This window comes from Sulfitobacter delicatus (assembly GCF_900102535.1).
Classification (GTDB): domain Bacteria; phylum Pseudomonadota; class Alphaproteobacteria; order Rhodobacterales; family Rhodobacteraceae; genus Sulfitobacter; species Sulfitobacter delicatus.
Map to the genome: position 1 here is coordinate 1 of NZ_FNBP01000016.1, position 14,431 is coordinate 14,431.

Annotated in this window: 16 protein-coding genes, 1 tRNA gene and 1 rRNA gene; 8 read left to right on the forward strand and 10 right to left on the reverse strand. The window is 60.3% G+C overall.

The genetic code is table 11. From position 1 onward, the window contains the following. The first annotated feature begins 230 nt into the window (after positions 1-230). The 4 genes from rrf (at position 231) to aspS (ending at position 4,090) form a co-directional block, all read left to right on the forward strand. Positions 231-345: ribosomal RNA gene (gene rrf, locus BLS57_RS18205) — 5S ribosomal RNA — on the forward strand. Between the two features lie 326 nt (positions 346-671). Beyond that, positions 672-748, forward strand: a tRNA-Met gene (locus BLS57_RS18210). Between the two features lie 477 nt (positions 749-1,225). Continuing rightward, complete coding sequence (locus BLS57_RS18215) at positions 1,226-2,113, forward strand: DUF305 domain-containing protein (protein ID WP_093744083.1); 888 nt, start codon at positions 1,226-1,228, stop codon at positions 2,111-2,113. A 201-nt stretch (positions 2,114-2,314) separates the two neighbouring features. Then, a complete protein-coding gene (gene aspS, locus BLS57_RS18220) occupies positions 2,315-4,090 on the forward strand; it encodes an aspartate--tRNA ligase (protein WP_093744084.1) in 1,776 nt (591 codons plus the stop codon). A 92-nt stretch (positions 4,091-4,182) separates the two neighbouring features. Here aspS and BLS57_RS18225 read toward each other — a convergent pair whose 3' ends face one another. Both BLS57_RS18225 and BLS57_RS19815 read right to left on the reverse strand, forming a co-directional pair. After that, positions 4,183-4,659, reverse strand: a complete 477-nt coding sequence (locus BLS57_RS18225) for a hemerythrin domain-containing protein (protein WP_093744085.1) — start codon at positions 4,657-4,659, stop codon at positions 4,183-4,185. A 59-nt stretch (positions 4,660-4,718) separates the two neighbouring features. After that, positions 4,719-4,895 carry a hypothetical protein gene (locus BLS57_RS19815; protein WP_167356469.1) on the reverse strand — a complete coding sequence of 59 codons (177 nt, stop codon included), beginning with the start codon at positions 4,893-4,895 and terminating at the stop codon, positions 4,719-4,721. Between the two features lie 158 nt (positions 4,896-5,053). On the opposite strand from BLS57_RS19815, the gene BLS57_RS18230 reads away from it, so the two are divergent. Next, positions 5,054-5,776 (forward strand): GNAT family N-acetyltransferase, encoded by a 723-nt coding sequence (locus BLS57_RS18230; RefSeq protein ID WP_093744086.1) that lies wholly within the window; start codon positions 5,054-5,056, stop codon positions 5,774-5,776. A gap of 36 nt (positions 5,777-5,812) precedes the next feature. Here BLS57_RS18230 and BLS57_RS18235 read toward each other — a convergent pair whose 3' ends face one another. After that, positions 5,813-6,532, reverse strand: a complete 720-nt coding sequence (locus BLS57_RS18235; RefSeq protein WP_093744118.1) for a response regulator — start codon at positions 6,530-6,532, stop codon at positions 5,813-5,815. 126 nt (positions 6,533-6,658) lie between these two features. Here BLS57_RS18235 and mce point away from each other — a divergent pair, with 126 nt between their 5' ends. Continuing rightward, a complete protein-coding gene (gene mce / locus BLS57_RS18240) occupies positions 6,659-7,063 on the forward strand; it encodes a methylmalonyl-CoA epimerase (protein WP_093744087.1) in 405 nt (134 codons plus the stop codon). Between the two features lie 2 nt (positions 7,064-7,065). Next, positions 7,066-7,359 carry a DUF1467 family protein gene (locus BLS57_RS18245; protein ID WP_093744088.1) on the forward strand — a complete coding sequence of 98 codons (294 nt, stop codon included), beginning with the start codon at positions 7,066-7,068 and terminating at the stop codon, positions 7,357-7,359. Here the strand turns inward: BLS57_RS18245 and BLS57_RS18250 are convergent. The 5 genes from BLS57_RS18250 to trpS all read right to left on the reverse strand — a co-directional run bounded on the left by BLS57_RS18250 (position 7,292) and on the right by trpS (position 11,366). After that, positions 7,292-8,026 (reverse strand): EI24 domain-containing protein, encoded by a 735-nt coding sequence (locus BLS57_RS18250; protein ID WP_093744089.1) that lies wholly within the window; start codon positions 8,024-8,026, stop codon positions 7,292-7,294. The two genes, BLS57_RS18245 and BLS57_RS18250, sit on opposite strands and share 68 nt — an antisense overlap. Continuing rightward, entirely contained in the window at positions 8,017-8,589 is a 573-nt protein-coding gene (locus tag BLS57_RS18255) for a nitroreductase family protein (protein WP_093744090.1), read from the reverse strand. Before BLS57_RS18255 ends, BLS57_RS18250 begins: the two co-directional genes overlap by 10 nt. Positions 8,590-8,598: 9 nt before the next feature. Continuing rightward, positions 8,599-9,705, reverse strand: coding sequence for a class II histone deacetylase (locus BLS57_RS18260; protein WP_093744091.1), 1,107 nt, complete (start codon positions 9,703-9,705; stop codon positions 8,599-8,601). A gap of 68 nt (positions 9,706-9,773) precedes the next feature. After that, positions 9,774-10,244, reverse strand: coding sequence for a VOC family protein (locus tag BLS57_RS18265; RefSeq protein WP_093744092.1), 471 nt, complete (start codon positions 10,242-10,244; stop codon positions 9,774-9,776). Positions 10,245-10,349: 105 nt separating this feature from the next. Then, entirely contained in the window at positions 10,350-11,366 is a 1,017-nt protein-coding gene (gene trpS, locus BLS57_RS18270; RefSeq protein ID WP_093744093.1) for a tryptophan--tRNA ligase, read from the reverse strand. A 74-nt stretch (positions 11,367-11,440) separates the two neighbouring features. Here trpS and BLS57_RS18275 point away from each other — a divergent pair, with 74 nt between their 5' ends. After that, on the forward strand, positions 11,441-12,127 hold the full coding sequence (locus BLS57_RS18275; protein WP_093744094.1) for a rhomboid family intramembrane serine protease: 687 nt from the start codon (positions 11,441-11,443) through the stop codon (positions 12,125-12,127). Here BLS57_RS18275 and murJ read toward each other — a convergent pair. Further along, entirely contained in the window at positions 12,124-13,665 is a 1,542-nt protein-coding gene (murJ, locus tag BLS57_RS18280; RefSeq protein ID WP_093744095.1) for a murein biosynthesis integral membrane protein MurJ, read from the reverse strand. The two genes, BLS57_RS18275 and murJ, sit on opposite strands and share 4 nt — an antisense overlap. Before the next feature lie 108 nt (positions 13,666-13,773). Then, positions 13,774-14,325, reverse strand: a complete 552-nt coding sequence (locus BLS57_RS18285; protein WP_167356470.1) for a CHAP domain-containing protein — start codon at positions 14,323-14,325, stop codon at positions 13,774-13,776. Between the last annotated feature and the right edge of the window lie 106 nt (positions 14,326-14,431).

Below are 14,431 nucleotides of genomic sequence, written 5' to 3' on the forward strand. Positions count from 1 at the left end.
AACACGTTCAGTTGACTGGTACTAATTGCTCGATAGGCTTGATTTGATCCAGTAGAAGCAAGACTTCGACTTATCTATCAAAAGCATACACATACAATCAGTTGTACATGACTTGGAAATAACAACGCTTTGCGCTTCAGTGGTGACGGAGCGGGAACGGGCATCCTTCGGATACCCTGCCTCCCGCCGTCGCTCTGCAGAGCAGAGCGCTTTATCAGGAATTTATTTGGTTTGGTGATCATAGCGCGAGCAAAACACCTGGTCCCATCCCGAACCCAGCCGTTAAGTGCCGTAGCGCCGATGGTACTGCGTCTTAAGACGTGGGAGAGTAGGTCATCGCCAAACCTAATAAGTTCCTAGTATAAAGTATCTCTCGATACGATGACCAATAACAAAACCGCCGCAGCAAACAAGCTGCGGCGGTTTTGCTTTGTTGGGACTTAGTCTTGGCTTGTCCTCAGTAGGCGCATAAGGCTGCACCTCAAAGCTTTATCCCAGCCGTTAGACCCAACGTGCCGCGCCTATTGGCATGAACTATGGTCCGCACTTTCGCATGGATAACTTTGGCGCGCGAAAGCTAAAGGCCGTGCAGAAAAACTCAAGAATTTTTCGATTATTCGTGCGAAGCCCCTTGCAGCCTCTCGGCGTTAAGTTTAGACGGAGGGCATTGGCGCGGGATGGAGCAGCCCGGTAGCTCGTCAGGCTCATAACCTGAAGGTCGTAGGTTCAAATCCTACTCCCGCAACCAATTAGATGCGCTCTAGCGCTTTCATAAAGGCCTGCCGCTTCGGCAGGCCTTTATGCGTTTGGGTATTCCGCTACCGGGCTGCGTGGGCCAGTCTCGGAAGACTGGTTTCAGCAGGCCGAACTGATGGAAGCATGATCAGCCAATAGAACGCAGCTTCCCCGCCCGTCGTCCGCATTGCGCTTATAGAGGGTAACTAAGACCCACTGAGCGATAATATCTTCAAGATAAAGCCAAGGACGCTAGAGGGGCGGAGCGATAGACCCTAATTCTATAAGTAGTTACTCGTCGAACCCTAGGTGGCGAACTCCCTCCGATCTAGCATGCCAGCGCAGTTGGTCTAATTCGCCTCGCCCGCCTACCGCGCCCGAAGAGCGCTTCTTCAAAAAGCGCAGCACTTCGGAACCCTCCAGCGTGGGAAAGTTGTTTTTCAGTCGAAGGATAGCGGAAGACGCTCCGCTAGCAGAGGAGGAAACGGCTATGTCTTATTGGAAATTTGCTGCGATGATTGTGACCTCGACAGTGGTCATGTTCATCCTCATGTACCTCAACACCTATCTAACCACCCACCTGTTCTGGTCAGAGACCCGCGCCTATATGGCTGTTCTCATGGGGGCCACGATGGCCTTTATCATGTTGGCCTACATGCTTTCGATGTATTCGAACAAAGCGTTGAACATTGCGATTTTTGCCGGGTCGATTGTCGTATTCGCGGGCTCTCTCTGGTTGGTCCGCAGCCAGACCACAGTAGGCGACACCAGCTATATGCGCGCGATGATCCCGCACCATTCGATTGCAATCATGACATCGAGCCGCGCGAATATCGAAGATGCGCGGGTGCGCAAGCTTGCTGACGAGATCATATTTGCGCAGGATAAGGAAATCGCAGAGATGCGGTATCTGGTGGATGATATCGACGCCCGTGGCGTGCAGTCGGAACTGGATAAAGAACCTAAGAAGCCGACAAAGATCGCCAGTCTTGAAGAGGCCCTTTCGACAGCCAATGTCGCCATCTTGGACCCGGGCTTCTTGGAAGATTCAGAAATTGAAGAGGCTCTTCCTAGTGGGCCAGTTTGCTCGTTCTCCTATACATCCGACAGCGATCCTGTGTTCGTGACCGGCGTAGCGCCTGAAGGTACGGCGGGCATTGTCAAACTGAGCGGCGATTTGGTTGGTGTCGATATGACCGATACACCGGACCTCGCCCGCGGGTTTGAGACAACGTCGGACGGCATGACGATCAAGATCCAATCTCCAAGCGGCGACGCGTTGAACGCCAGCGGCGCGACCCAAGAGGCGGATATGATCTTGGAGCTGGATGCTGGGCTGAGCGCGGGCTACCGCGGGTTCTATCGGTGCGCAGCGTAGGCAGGTTGTAGCGCCAATCGGAGAGGGGCGGCTCCCTCTCCGATTGGTTTGCGCTCCCATCTACCCGGTGAACGCAGCCGCCGCGGTAGAATGCGTGATTTTACTGCCCGGCGCGGCGTTATTGGCAGCGCGCACTTGACTTCCTGAGCGGCAAAAGGTGTACCTGGCCGAAACTGGAAACAGCCCTAGGAAGGGACCATCATGCACGCCTATCGCAGCCATACCTGTGCCGATCTGAGCCTCGAGAACAAGGGCGACGACGTCCGCCTGTCCGGCTGGGTGCACCGGGTGCGGGATCACGGCGGTGTGCTGTTTCTCGACCTGCGCGACCATTACGGCATCACCCAAGTCATCTGTGACCCCGACAGCCCGGCCTTTGCCGAGATGGAAAAAGTCCGCGCCGAATGGTGCGTGCGCATCGACGGCACAGTCAAGGCGCGCGACGAAAGCCTTGTGAACCCCAAGTTGCCCACCGGCGCGATCGAGGTCTATGCCCGCGACATCGAAGTGCTGGGCTCGGCCGCCGAACTGCCATTGCAGGTCTTTGGCGATCAGGAATACCCCGAGGAGACGCGTCTGCGCTACCGCTACCTCGACCTGCGCCGCGAGAAGATGCAGAAGAACATGACCCTGCGTTCGGATGTGGTGACCTCGATCCGCAAGCGCATGTGGGATCAGAACTTCCGCGAGTTTCAGACGCCAATTATCACCGCGTCGTCCCCCGAAGGCGCGCGCGACTTTCTGGTGCCCTCGCGCCTGCATCCGGGCAAATTCTACGCCCTGCCGCAGGCCCCACAGCAGTTCAAACAGCTGCTCATGGTCTCGGGCTTTGACAAATACTTCCAGATCGCGCCCTGTTTCCGCGACGAAGACCCGCGCGCCGACCGTTCGCCCACCGATTTCTACCAGCTCGACATGGAAATGTCCTTTGTCACCCAGCAGGACGTTTTTGATACGATCCAGCCGGTGATTGCAGGCGTTTTCGAAGAGTTCGGCGGCGGCAAGAAGGTCGACCAGACGTGGGAGCAGATCTCCTATAAGGACGCTGCGCTGTGGTATGGCTCGGACAAGCCCGACCTGCGCAACCCGATCAAGATGCAGGTGGTCTCGGACCATTTCCGCGATTCCGGTTTTGCGATCTTTGCCAAACTGCTGGAGCAGGACGGCACCGAGATCCGCGCGATCCCTGCGCCCACAGGCGGCAGCCGCAAGTTCTGTGACCGGATGAACGCATTTGCGCAAAAAGAAGGTCTGCCCGGCATGGGCTACATTTTCTGGCGCGATCAGGGCAATGGCATGGAAGCAGCAGGCCCGCTGGCAAAGAACATCGGGCCTGAGCGCACCGAGGCGATCCGCCAGCAGCTGGGCCTTGAGGTCGGCGATGCGGCCTTCTTCCTTGGCGGCAAGCCAAAGTCCTTTGAAGCTGTCGCAGGCCGTGCGCGGAACGTGATCGGCGAGGAGTTGAACCTCACCGACAAGGACCGTTTCGCCTTTGCTTGGATCGTGGATTTCCCGATCTACGAAAAGGACGAAGAAACCGGCAAGATCGACTTTGAGCACAACCCCTTCTCCATGCCCCAAGGTGGGATGGAAGCGTTGCAGGGCGATCCGCTCGAGGTGCTCGGCTATCAATATGACCTTGCCTGCAACGGCTATGAGCTGGTGTCCGGTGCGATCCGGAACCACAAGCCTGAGATCATGTTCAAAGCTTTCGAGATTGCGGGCTACGGCGAAGACGAGGTGCGCAAGCGTTTTGGCGGCATGGTCAACGCCTTCCAATACGGCGCCCCGCCCCACGGTGGTTGTGCGGCGGGCATCGACCGGATCGTCATGCTTCTGGCCGAAGAGGCCAACATCCGCGAGGTCATCCTCTTCCCGATGAACCAGCGTGCCGAAGACCTGATGATGGATGCGCCCAGCGAGCCGACCAGCGACCAGCTGATGGAACTGGGCCTACGGGTCATTCCGCAAGAGTGATCTGCATGAGGGCTCTTGCCCCGCGCTAGAACAGAAAAACGCACCGGCGCAGTCCGGTGCGTTTTTCGATTCAGAAGCGGTTTGCTTGGCGGTCAGTCTTCCAGACTGTCCTCGCGCTTTTCTTCAATCAGCTTGGCTTCCTTGTCCTTGCGCGTAAGGAAGGCCTCGCCAAACTTGTCGTTGTCCTCTTCACCGATCACTTCTTTGGCGCGGGAGAAGAGGTCTTCTTCTTCCTCGTCCATATGGTGCTCATAGTCGTGCTTCAGCTTTTTGAAGGTGGTGAGCCATGCAGAAGACGACATATCGGTCTCGCGCAGCTCTTCCATCAGGTCATCCAACTGCTGGTGCTCATGCACCGAGTGGCGCGCGTGATCCTGTCCCCATGTTTCGGACATGAGCTTGGAATAAAAGGTCTCTTCTTCGGCGGCGGCATGGGATTTTACGTCATTATAAAACGTCTCCCAAGCTTCTCGGCGCTCGGCACTGTCGCCTTCAGTCTCGGCGATGGTGTTCAGAAGGGTGCGGTGATCGTCGTGATCGGCTTTGATCGCATCATAAATGGAGGGCATGGGAATATCCTTTGGTGGTACCTTCGGATAACGCCGCAGCTGCCTGAGGGGTTCCGCCGCTAGAAGATCGCGCCACTCCCGGCGGATCTTGCGACCTGCTGGATCGCCCCGCCCGCATTTGCGTGGAACGCTGCAAGCACCACGATGCTGAGGCCAAGGATGTTGGCGCTAAGCACAATCCAGTCGACGGGCTGTGCTGCGGTCTGGGTTGGCGTCTGTTCTGCTTCGTCGCTCATGTCACCCTCCCGTGGGCCGTTCCTTGGTGATCAACATAAAGTTGAATGCTGAATGTGGCATGAATGTGTGGCCTTTTCGTTTCTTTCACGGCCTGTGGGTGTGGGACCAAGCGCGTTCTGCTCTTGGCGGTGTTCGGGGTTTGTGCATAAGTTTTTCTATGAACCAATCGCATGCCGATCGCCCGCTCGGGGCACCCGTTGAGAACTGGACACCGCCGCGTCGCCCGGGTGGGGAGGTGCTGGCCGGGCGCTATGCGCGGCTTGAGCCGCTCTCTGCCGTTGACCATGCAGCGCTGCTTTACCGGGCCTATGTCGGCGCGGATCATGTTTGGGACTACTTGCCCTATGGTCCGTTCTCTTCGGCCTCGCAGTATCACCGCTGGGTGCGCGACAGCGAAGCCAAGCCCGACCCCTATTTCATGGCAGTACAGAACCAGACTTCGGGGCAATGGGAGGGCGTCGCAAGCTTTTTGCGGATTGATCCGCAAGCCGGAAGTATCGAAGTCGGCCACATCAACTTCAGCCCCGCGCTGCAACGGACCGCGGCGGCCACAGAGGCGCTATTTCTGATGATGCAATGGGCCTTCGAGGCAGGCTATCGCAGGTTCGAGTGGAAATGCGATGCACTCAACCTTCCGTCTCGCCGGGCCGCGCAGCGGTTGGGGTTGAGCTATGAAGGTGTGTTTCGTCAGGCGACGGTGGTGAAGGGCCGCAACCGCGACACCGCTTGGTTTGCAGCAATCGATGTGGAATGGCCTGCGCTGAAAGAAGCCCTTGAGGCTTGGCTTTCCCCGAGCAATTTCGATGCGCAGGGCCAACAAAAGGAGCGGCTAGGCGATTTGACAGCACTCGTCCGGGCAGCGAGCGATCCGGCACTCTAGGCCCAAAGCAGCAGGCGCGTGAGCCTACGGTCTTTGTTAAATTGCGATCTTCTCTGACAGCCGATGTTGGATCATTCCCGCCAGCGCCGCCGTTTCTGACCCGGCAGGCTGCCCTAAGGCGCGTTTATGCGCCAATGCCCGAGCCGCAGCCTCAAGCCCGCTGTCATCCGCCGCACGCGCGACCCCGCAAAGGAACTGCGCCACATAGTCGAGCGCATGTTCATCTGGCGGGTCTTCCAGCACATCAGCGATATGGGCCATGTCGTCTTGATAGGCGATCCGGTCGGGGGCGACGGTTTCATCCGGCAGCATGCGCGGTCCTGTGGGCCGCCGGTCCGCGGGCAGGCTGGAGAGGATAGCTTCTTGGAACGATGAGAGCGAGGTGATCGGTTTGGACAGGAACCCATCGACACCTGCCGCGCGCGCATCCGGCTCCATATGAGTATCGCCGGAGATCGCGATAATGGCTTCAATCCGCGGCTGGCTTTGGGTCAGTTCCGTAATCAGGTCCAACCCGCTGCCATCCGGCAGGCCAAGGTCCACCAGCGCGACAGTGGGGCGGTACACCTGCAAGTGCCGGCGGGCGGAGCGCAGGCAGTCGGCCCGGCGAATACGCGCCCCCGAGCGCAGGCACAGCAGTCGCAACGCTTCGCAGGCAAAGCGGCTGTCTTCCACCACCAGAACGGTCAAGCCCAGCAGGGGGCGCGCTGCCGTGGGGGCAGGGGTGGCTTTCGCAAAAGGGTCGGTATCGTCCATCATCGCCTCCAACAGCATTCGTTTCGCAATGGTTACGCCGCGTTGGCTAATGACGCGTTAACGTGACGCATTGTTGTTTTGCAGTGGGGTGGGCATATTGCGGCCAAATCAGCAGGAGCTTGCAGAATGATCGGACGTCTGAACCATGTGGCCATTGCCGTGCCAGACCTTGAAGCCGCGGCGGATCAGTATCGCCACGCGCTTGGCGCCAATGTGGGTGCGCCGCAAGAAGAGCCGGATCACGGTGTAACCGTCATTTTTATCGAACTTCCGAACACCAAGATTGAATTGCTGCATCCGCTCGGTGCCGACAGCCCCATCAACGGGTTTCTGGAAAAGAACCCTGCCGGCGGTATTCACCACATCTGCTATGAGGTCGATGACATCATCGCCGCGCGCGACCATTTGAAATCCACCGGCGCGCGGGTGTTGGGCACGGGCGAGCCGAAGATCGGTGCCCATGGCAAGCCGGTGCTTTTCCTCCATCCGAAAGATTTCAACGGTGCACTCGTTGAGCTTGAGGAGGTCTGAGCATGGGCATCGTCTCGGGCCTCGTGCTCTTTGCCGTCATCTGGTCGATGACCTTTCTGGTCGCCCTGCCGATCCGGGTGCAGACCCAAGGGGACATGGGTGAAATCGTGCCCGGCACCCATGCAGGCGCACCGGAGCATCATCATCTGGGGCGCAAGGCGCTGTGGACGACGCTGGTCGCTGCGATCATCTGGGCGATCTGCGCGACGATTATCCTGTCGGGCTGGATCAGCGTTGCGGATATCGAAGGTTGGCTGCACCCGAACGCGGCACCAGCGAATGGTACAGGTGGGTAAAGGTCGCCGCTCCTAGGATCGGCACCAACAGGTTGATGAGCGGTACCGACAGCGGCACCGCCATCAGCACCCCGGCCATCCAGATCGTACCGGCATGGCGGCGGCGCAGGCGTTTCGCCTCGGCCCGGTCATGGCGGCGCAGGGCGGCGAGGGTGAAATACTCTCGGCCCAGCAAGAAGCCGTTCAGCCCCCAAAAGATAAACAGGGCCGCCGGGGCGAAGAGCAGGTAGAGGATCAGCGCCAGCAGGTTCGCCCCGATCAATACGCCGAGGAAGTTCACCGTATCGCGTATGGAATCGCCGAGGCCAATTCTATGAGCGGGGGGCAGTTGCGGGTAGTGGACCTCTTCCACAGCATCAGCCACATCGTCGAGAAACATTGATGAGATTGCCGAGGCCACTGGCACCATCAGAAAGACTGACAGGATCATCAGCAGCAAGAGCGCGCCCCAGCTGAGCAGATCGTCGAGCCAGTTGACTTCGCCCAGCACCGGCAGCCAAGCGTCTTCGGGCGTGACCCATTCCACCAGATAGGCAAATCCCGCCGTCGCCGCGATGAGCAGCGCTAGTGACAGGCCTACGCCCAGCAGGACCACCCGGCGAAAGCGGCTATCGCCCAGCTGACTTAACGCGCGGGTGAAGGACCGTAAGATGACGCCTACAGCCATGTGGTGATCCGGTCGATGTCCGGGCGCGGCCGCTCGGGCGGGGCGGTTGTCTCGGTCCCGATGTGAATGATTCCCGCGATACGCTCGTGCGAGGCGAGCGACAGCCCTTCCTCCATGAAACCGCGATCATGGCTTGGCCAACCGGTTAGCCAATTGGCTCCCCAACCTGCCGCCAGTGCTGCGTTCAGCAGCGCAAGGCAGACGGCACCTGCCGAATAGGTCTGCTCAAGAGGGGGGATCTTGGGCGAAGGCTTCTGCACCTCGATCACCGCAACCGCCAGATGACCTTGGTCAAACTGGCTGCGGCCTTTGGCGATGTCTTCGGCAGGTAGGCCAAGTGCCGCGCCGCGGGTCTCCACTACATTGGCCAGACGTTCCATCGCCGCCCGGTTGATGACGACGAAACGCCAAGGCTCAAGCTTGCCATGATCCGGTGTGCGCGCAGCAGCCGTCAGCAGCGGTCGGAGGGCTTCGGCCTCGGGCACCGGGGGGCAGAGCGTCTTGGCAGGTCGCGAGCGGCGGTTTTGCAAAAAGGCGAGGGCGGCGGGGTCAGGTGTTGGCATCAGGGTCTCTCATAGGTCCAGTTGCCGCGCCATATCGTCAATCGACTGGCGCAGGAAGGCATCAAAGTCAGGGGCCGGCTGGCGGATCTCAAAAGATCGGGCCAGCGGGTCGGGGGCAGCGGTGTTGCTGCCCGCTAGGGCGGCAATGGCGGCATGGCCGCAAAAGGGCACATAGGCTTCGGAATAGCCGCCCTCATGCACCAGCACCAGCTTGCCACCGCAGAGCTTTGCGGCAGTGTCACGCATACGCCGCGTCATCGCAGCGAATGTCGCCGCCGTCGCTTGCATCCTAGCCAATGGGTCGATCATAGCAGCGTCATAGCCGCAGGCGACAATGATCAAATCGGGCTCAAAGGCCTCAATCGCCGGGATCACTACCCGGTCCATCGCATGAAGGTACGCGGTGTGGCCCGAGCCTGCGTGCATCGGCAGGTTGATGTTGTACCCCTCACCGGCGCCGCGCCCGCGATCCTGCAAAGCGCCAGTGTCGAGCGGGTAGTTCCCCTGCTGGTGCAGCGAAATCGTCAGCACATCGTCGCGGTCGTAATAGATCGCCTCCGTGCCATTGCCGTGGTGCACATCCCAGTCTAGCACCACAACCCGCTTTGCCAGACCCTTGGCCTGAGCCGCCTCAATGGCAACGGGGATATTGGCGAGCAGGCAAAAACCGTTCGGATCCTCCGGCAAACAGTGGTGCCCCGGTGGACGGCTAAGCGCGTAGGCGTTGTCGAGTTCCCCTGTCGCGACCGCATCTACCGCCGCGACGGCCAGTCCGGCTGAGAGCGCGGCCAATTCGAAGCCGCCCTTACCAAAAGGCACGCAACGCCCCAATTCGCCGCCGCCTGCATCCGACAGACGTTTGAACTCGTCGAGGTAAGTTTCAGGATGCACCCGCGCTAACGCTTCATAGCTGGCAGGCTCTGCGCTGCGGTTGTCGAGTTCTGCAAACAACCCGGTCACTTCCAGCAGGTTCTTGAGCCGCCGCTTGGTCTCGGGGTTCTCCGGCAACCCTCCCGCCGTCATGGGCTGCACCAGCCCGCCCACTGGCATGGTAAAGACGTAATTGCCGCCCGCATGCCAGAAACAGCGTTCGTCCCAGAAAAAGCCTGTTGCCATGGCGTCGCCCCTTATCCCGTTAGACGCGAAACTGGCGCAGGGCGGCGGGATTGTCCATATGGCGGCTGTCAGCTGGCCTCGGCCAGCAACGCCGCGACGTCGAGCGGCGCGTTGACCATTTTCAATCCGCCGTCTGCATCCCGGGGCCAATCCGCCTCTGGCCGGTCACGGTAAAGCTCGACCCCGTTGCCGTCCGGGTCGCGGAGGTAAACCGCTTCGCTGACGCCGTGGTCCGCCGCCCCATCCAACGTAATGCCCGCCTCCAGTACCCGACGCAGAGCGCGCGCCAGTTGCAGTCGGTCAGGGTAGAGGATGGCGCTATGGTAAAGGCCGGTATGCCCCGGCGGGGGCGGTGTGGCTCCGGCGCTTTCCCATGTGTTGAGACCGATGTGATGGTGATAGCCACCGGCCCCCAAGAACGCCGCCTGATCGCCGTAACGCTGGGTTAAGGCAAAGCCCAGCAGGTCGCGATAGAAATGAATGGCGCGGTCAAGGTCAGCGACTTTGAGATGCACATGGCCGACGCTTGGGTGGGTCATCGCTCTGTCCTTTTGCTGTTCGGCCAAAGGTGACAGTGCAAGCAACCCAAGGCAATTGCGCAGGGGTGCAGAGGGGCTGTGCAGTCCTGCGCGCAGCCCCGTCCGTTAGCCGACCATGCCGATGATCTCATAAGTGCGCTTAAGGATCGGCGCAGTGATCTCGCGCGCCTGTTCTGCGCCGCGTGCAAGGATACGATCGATCTCGGCTTCGTCACCCATCAGCCGGTTCATCTCGGCAGTGATTGGCGCCATCTTGGCCACGGCAAGTTCTGCCAGCGCTGGTTTGAAGGTGCCAAACTGCTGTCCGCCGACCTCTGCCAAGACCTGTTCGACCGACTGGTCGCTCAGGGCTGCATAAATGTTCACAAGATTGCGCGCTTCGGGACGTTCCTTCAGCCCTTCTGCCTCGGACGGCAGTGCATCGGGATCGGTCTTTGCCTTGCGGATCTTCTTGGCGATCGTGTCGGCATCGTCGGTCAGATTGATGCGGCTTGCGGGAGAGGGATCAGACTTCGACATCTTCTTTGTCCCATCACGCAGGGACATGACGCGCGTGGCCGCCCCTTCGATTACCGGTTCGACCAGCGGGAAGAAATCGACGCCATAGTCATGGTTGAACTTGGCCGCGATGTCGCGGGTCAGTTCCAGGTGCTGCTTCTGATCCTCGCCCACCGGCACATGGGTGGCGTGGTAGATCATAATGTCGGCGGCCATGAGCGCTGGGTAGGCAAAGAGCCCCAGAGACGCGGCCTCGGCGTTTTTGCCGGCCTTGTCCTTCCACTGGGTCATGCGGCCCATCCAGCCCATGCGGGCGACGCAATTAAATATCCAAGCCAGCTGCGCGTGTTCGGGCACTTGGCTCTGGTTGATCAGGATGGATTTTTCCGGATCGATGCCCGAGGCGATGAAACCGGCGCAAAGCTCGCGGGTGCTTTTTTTCAGGTCCGCCGGGTCTTGCCAGACGGTGATCGCGTGGAGATCGACCATGCAATAGATCGACTGAACACCCTGTTCTTGCGCATCGGCAAAGCGTTTCAGTGCGCCCAGATAATTGCCCAAATGCAGGTCGCCCGAGGGCTGAATGCCGGAAAACACGCGCGGGGTGAACTGGTTCTCTGACATGGAACGTACCTCTGGGCTGGAAAGTCTTGCGCGGCAGGCTTACTTCTGGCCGCGAACCCCGTCAAGGAGCGCCCATGCAAGACCCTGATCTTCAGCCCCCCGTAAACCCACTGCCGCCCGCGGTCGTCGTGCTCTTTCTGGCCATCGCCGGGGTCGAGGTGGTGCTCTCGCTGGCCGAAGCCGGGCTGGTCGGTGGCCCCGGTGCAGTGGGCTGGCGTCTTGGGCTGGTGCGCGACTATGGGTTCTCCGGTCTGATATTCGACGCGATGATCGGGGCAGGTCAGTACCCGATTGAGCACATCTGGCGCGTGGTCACCTATCCCTTTGTCCATCTGGGCTTCACCCATGCGATCTTTGCCGTGGTGCTGCTCTTGGCATTGGGCAAGATGGTGGCCGAGGCGATGGGGCAACTGGCCTTTGTGGTGATCTTTGTGCTGTCAGGCGTCGGCGGCGCGCTGGTATATGGCGCGCTCCTGAACGATCCGGTTTGGTTGGCCGGTGCCTATCCCAACGTCTACGGCCTCATTGGGGGCTATAGTTTCGTGATGTGGCGACGGCTTCTAGGCTCAGGCGAGCCGCAGTATCAGGCCTTTACGCTGATTGCCCTGCTGATGGGCCTGCAACTTTTCTGGGGCATTTTCTTTGAGACCGGCCTTCTGTGGGTCGCGGAACTGGCCGGGTTCTTTTGCGGCTTTGGTCTCAGTTTCCTTGTCGCGCCCGGCGAATGGGCACGACTAAGGGCGCGATTGCAGCAGCGTTAACCGCGCCGCACGGCCTGTTTGAACTCGGAGAGCCGGAAGGCGCCGATCATTTGGCCAATGCCAAAATAGCTGACTGCGGCAATCAGGATGAGCAGTACCAACGCCAGCCCACGCCACCACGGCAGGCCCAGCATCGGTTGCAGCGCCGCGTTGCCAAGCCATAGCGCACCGCCCATCGCTGCCGAGGCGATCAGAATGCGCCAGATGCGCTTGTGAAAGCGCGCGTCGAACTTGGCTGCCGCGCCATAGCGCCGCGCACCGATGGCAAGACAGGCGAACATGGTCCAGCCCGCGGTCGTGGCGGCAATGGCAGGGGCGAGCCAACCGACCCAGGGGGCCAAGCCGACGGCGAGGGCGGCATTCACCACCATCGCGACAATGGCAAAGTGGAACGGGCGGCGGGTGTCTTCGCGGGCGAAATAGACTGGTTGCAAGATTTTTTGCAGCACAAATGCGGGCAGGCCGAGGCCATAGATCATCACCGCCGTGGCGATGGCCGCGGTGTCATCCACGCTCGACGCGCCGCGTTCAAACAGCACTGTTACCAGGGCAAAGGGAATGACGATCAGCGCGACAGCCGACGGGATGGTAAGTGCCAGCGAAATCTCAGCCGCGCGGCTAAGCGCGGTCTGCGCGCCGTCGTTGTCCCCGGCACGCAGCCGGCGAGAGAGGTCCGGCAACAGCACGATGCCTACGGCAATCCCCACCACCCCCAGCGGCAATTGATACAGTCGGTCAGCGGCAAAGAGCCATGAAACGGCCTTGTCGTATTGGCTGGCGACCAACTGCCCGACCACAAGGTTGATCTGCATGACGCCTGAGGCCAGAGCCGCGGGCAGGGCGATCAGGATCATCGCGCGCATGTCCGGTGTCCAGCGGGGCCGCGAGGGACGCAGCGCAAACCCAGCCTGCGCCGCCGCGCGCCAAGTCAGCGCCAGTTGCGCCACGCCTGCCAGCGGGATCGACCAGACCAGCCAGAGCGCAACGGTACCGCCTGTGAAGGCCGCAATGCTCATCGCGGCGATGACAAAGATATTCAGCAAAACGGGTGCTGCGGCAGCCACGGCAAAACGGCCCGTGGCATTCAGAATACCCGAAAACAGCGCCGCCAGTGACATGCAAAGGATGTAAGGAAAGACGATCCGGCCAAAACCGACAGTCAGATCAAATCGCTCGTCGCCGGTAAAGCCTTCGGCGGTCAGCCAGACCAGACCGGGCATGAAGATCATGCCCAATGCCGTCAGCACCAGCACCACCATCGCGAGCCCGTTGAAGGCATCGCGGGCAAAGGTGCCAGCGCCCTCTTCACCTTCCAGCTTCTTGGCAAACATCGGGACAAAGGCCGCATTGAATGCGCCTTCGGCAAAGAAGCGGCGGAACATATTGGGCAGGCGGAAGGCGGCGACAAAGGCGTCCATGACCGGGCCGGGGCCAATGAGCGACAGCAGCAGCACCTCACGAAGGAACCCGAGCACACGGCTCAGCAGGGTCCAGACCCCGACAGTGAAAAAGCCGGACATAAGACGAATGGGTTTCATTGGGGGAGCCTTGAGTTGCGCTGCTCATTCCCTAGCGCGGGCAGGCTGGCGGCGCAATGCAGCGCGGCCCGCTTGAGGGGGCCGCGATCTTGTCCGGCGGTGGGGCGCTCAGGCGCCGGTAGGGTAGATAAAGCCGTTGATCGGATAGGTCTTCCCAAAGCTGCCGGGTTGGCTCTCAACCCGCACAGCGGACCAGTCGTTGGCTTTGGACACATCGATCACCGCCATTTTCAGCGAGACCTGATTGCGCTTCCAATTGGCGTGGTCCACCCGAATTTCACGGGGCGAGACAACCTCGGACACCACGGCGATATGGCCCATGGGCATGGAGTTCGTCGCACTAAAGGCCATGACCGCACCCACGACAGGATCTTTCCCGCGCGGATAAAGCCCTTTTGCCTTGCCCCACCATTTTTCTGCATTTCCGCGAATTTGGATGCCGCTGACATTGCGGGCAAAGGGCACGCACCAAACGCGTTGGCCCTTGGCGCGCATGTCTTGCGCGGTCTGCACCGCCATGAAGTGACGCTGCGGATCAAGCCCGCCAAAATCATAGCTCTCGATAACAGCAGGCGCTTTGGCACAGGCGCTGGTAAGTAGGAGAATGGCCCCAAGGGCCATGAGGCCTCGCGATGGCGGTGTGGCGCGTGTGACGCTCATATGTCCCTCAGTCATGAAAACCCCGGCTTCAGCCGGGTTGGGGGGATTTTGATGATCCAGTGCCAGAAGCAAAGCTTTGATCTCGCGGGCGGCAAAACTTCGCCGA

Bases quoted from the DNA above. Each gene is read 5' to 3' on its own strand.
- BLS57_RS18215 (WP_093744083.1), top strand. From the start codon at position 1,226: ATGTCTTATTGGAAATTTGCTGCGATGATTGTGACCTCGACAGTGGTC.
- aspS (WP_093744084.1), top strand. From the start codon at position 2,315: ATGCACGCCTATCGCAGCCATACCTGTGCCGATCTGAGCCTCGAGAAC.
- BLS57_RS18225 (WP_093744085.1), bottom strand. From the start codon at position 4,659: ATGCCCTCCATTTATGATGCGATCAAAGCCGATCACGACGATCACCGC.
- BLS57_RS19815 (WP_167356469.1), bottom strand. From the start codon at position 4,895: ATGAGCGACGAAGCAGAACAGACGCCAACCCAGACCGCAGCACAGCCC.
- BLS57_RS18230 (WP_093744086.1), top strand. From the start codon at position 5,054: ATGAACCAATCGCATGCCGATCGCCCGCTCGGGGCACCCGTTGAGAAC.
- BLS57_RS18235 (WP_093744118.1), bottom strand. From the start codon at position 6,532: ATGGACGATACCGACCCTTTTGCGAAAGCCACCCCTGCCCCCACGGCA.
- mce (WP_093744087.1), top strand. From the start codon at position 6,659: ATGATCGGACGTCTGAACCATGTGGCCATTGCCGTGCCAGACCTTGAA.
- BLS57_RS18245 (WP_093744088.1), top strand. From the start codon at position 7,066: ATGGGCATCGTCTCGGGCCTCGTGCTCTTTGCCGTCATCTGGTCGATG.
- BLS57_RS18250 (WP_093744089.1), bottom strand. From the start codon at position 8,026: ATGGCTGTAGGCGTCATCTTACGGTCCTTCACCCGCGCGTTAAGTCAG.
- BLS57_RS18255 (WP_093744090.1), bottom strand. From the start codon at position 8,589: ATGCCAACACCTGACCCCGCCGCCCTCGCCTTTTTGCAAAACCGCCGC.
- BLS57_RS18260 (WP_093744091.1), bottom strand. From the start codon at position 9,705: ATGGCAACAGGCTTTTTCTGGGACGAACGCTGTTTCTGGCATGCGGGC.
- BLS57_RS18265 (WP_093744092.1), bottom strand. From the start codon at position 10,244: ATGACCCACCCAAGCGTCGGCCATGTGCATCTCAAAGTCGCTGACCTT.
- trpS (WP_093744093.1), bottom strand. From the start codon at position 11,366: ATGTCAGAGAACCAGTTCACCCCGCGCGTGTTTTCCGGCATTCAGCCC.
- BLS57_RS18275 (WP_093744094.1), top strand. From the start codon at position 11,441: ATGCAAGACCCTGATCTTCAGCCCCCCGTAAACCCACTGCCGCCCGCG.
- murJ (WP_093744095.1), bottom strand. From the start codon at position 13,665: ATGAAACCCATTCGTCTTATGTCCGGCTTTTTCACTGTCGGGGTCTGG.
- BLS57_RS18285 (WP_167356470.1), bottom strand. From the start codon at position 14,325: ATGAGCGTCACACGCGCCACACCGCCATCGCGAGGCCTCATGGCCCTT.